Below are 1,426 nucleotides of genomic sequence, written 5' to 3'. Positions count from 1 at the left end.
GGTCTCAATATCTCGATAATCATCAATGGACTGGAAGTTAGGATTTGTCATCCCAATCTCCTCTCCTTGAAATATGTAAGGAGTTCCTTCTAATGTTAGCAAGAACGTTGCTAACATTTTGGCTGATTCTTTTCGGTATTTTCCATCATTTCCGAAACGTGAAACCGAACGAGGCTGATCATGGTTACAGAGATAATTTGCATTCCAGCCCTTATTATGAATAATCGTTTGCCATTTACTCATTACATTCTTTAAATCTAGAAGGTTCCACGGCTTAAATTCCCATTTACCGGTCCCTCCAGCCTTTGAATCTAACAGCATATGTTCAAAATGAAAGACCATATTTAGTTCGTGACGCTTATCTCCAATATAGTTCAATGCTTGTTCGGGTCCTAATCCCGACGTTTCCCCCACTGTCATAATATCGTATTTATACAGTACTTCCTCATATAAATTTCTAAGTAGAGTATGCACTTTTTCCAAATTAGAAAATAGCTTATAGGCTCTTACATACGGAAGGCCAGTTGGATTCGGCGCATCGGGAAGATTTTCAGCTTTAACAATATGAGCAATAGCATCTAATCTAAATCCATCTACCCCTTTATCTAGCCACCAAGACACCATTTCTTCAACTTCTCGTATAACATTTTTATTATCCCAATCCAAATCCGGCTGTTGCTTAGTGTAGAGATGAAGATAGTACTCGTCCGTCAGTTCATCATATTCCCAGACAGATCCACCAAAATAAGATTCCCAGTTATTCGGTGGACCTCCATTTTTACCTTTTCTCCAAATGTAGTAGTCCCTTTTTGGATTATCTATAGAAGAACGGGATTCAATAAACCAAGGGTGTTCGTCCGACGTATGGTTAACAACTAAGTCCATAATAATCTTCAAATTGCGTTTATGTGCTTGAGTTAATAGTTCATCAAAGTCCTCCATCGTTCCAAACTGTTTCATAATAGCTCGATAATCACTGATATCATAGCCATTATCATGATTTGGTGATTGATAAATAGGGCATAGCCAAATTACTTCAATGCCTAGCTCTTTTAGGTAGTCAAGCTTCGAAATAATACCTTGTAAATCCCCAATGCCATCACCATTCGAATCTTTAAAGCTAATAGGGTATATTTGATAAACTACACTTTCTTTCCACCACTTCTTTTCCACTGGGCAAGAACTCCTTTTTATCATTATTAATCCTAAAGCATTTGTTGTAGGTTCTCCGTAACCATTGAACTCCCTAGCAAGCAAGTATAGATATTAGGGTAGTGTTAGAAACCATTCTCATCTGCACAAGTATTTACCCTATGTTTTAACAGAGAAAACGTAATCTTTGAGGGAGAAATAAACGATTTTATCTAATCTTTCAGCCCAGAAAGGTTAGGTTCTAGTGGAAGAACTAATTTTTATAAACTATACA

Annotated in this window: 1 protein-coding gene; it reads right to left on the bottom strand. The window is 37.0% G+C overall.

Features of this window, described 5'->3' with window-relative positions:
* Positions 1–1,173 (bottom strand): alpha-glucosidase (locus RB298_RS33335; RefSeq protein ID WP_486050607.1); only part of this gene is annotated, 1,173 nt, incomplete at its 3' end.
* Positions 1,174–1,426: the final 253 nt, after the last annotated feature.

The sequence above is a fragment of the Priestia sp. BR_2 genome (assembly GCF_041954005.1).
Classification (GTDB): Bacteria; Bacillota; Bacilli; order Paenibacillales; family Paenibacillaceae; genus Paenibacillus_AQ; species Paenibacillus_AQ lautus_A.
This window is presented reverse-complemented; position numbering and strand designations above follow the sequence as displayed.